Raw genomic sequence first — 610 nt, forward strand, 5'->3', positions numbered from 1 at the left:
CTTATCCGTGTGGTGTCTGTGTTCCCGCAGCAAGGCAGCGCCACCCCGGAGGACAAGCTGAAAGCCCTCATCAACCTGGACGCGCAGCAGGGAAAGCTGTGTGCCTAAAGGGCTGGACATTCCCCTGGCTTTGGGGTATTGTGTAGGCGCGATGCGCTGAATCGGTTTGACGAGAAAAAAGGAGGGCTGTATGAAACAGTCAAACCAGAATGAGATCACCGCCCTGTATTGCCGTCTCAGCCAGGATGACGGGGCGGACGGAGAGTCCAACAGCATCCAGAACCAGCGAAATATCCTGGAGCGGTACGCACGGGAGCACCGCTTCCCCAATCCCCGCTTTTATGTGGATGACGGCTATTCCGGGGGCAGCTTCAACCGCCCCGGCTTCCAGCAGATGATGACGGATATGGAAAGCGGGAAGATCCGCACCATCATCACCAAGGACCTGTCGCGGCTGGGACGCAACCAGCTCCACACGGGGCTTTACATCGAGGAGCGGTTCCCCATGTTCGGCGTCCGTTACATCGCCATCAACGACAATGTGGACACCGACCAGAGTGAGAGCACGGAGCTGATGCCCTTCAAGAACCTATTTAACGAGTGGTTCATT

1 protein-coding gene is annotated in these 610 nt (G+C 57.2%); it reads left to right on the top strand.

The genetic code is table 11. From position 1 onward, the window contains the following. Window positions 1–190: 190 nt before the first annotated feature. Window positions 191–610 (top strand): recombinase family protein (locus ACTNBK_RS17170; protein WP_441147910.1); only part of this gene is annotated, 420 nt, incomplete at its 3' end.

It is taken from the genome of Intestinimonas sp. HCP28S3_D6 (assembly GCF_052065695.1).
Classification (GTDB): Bacteria; Bacillota; Clostridia; order Oscillospirales; family Oscillospiraceae; genus Intestinimonas.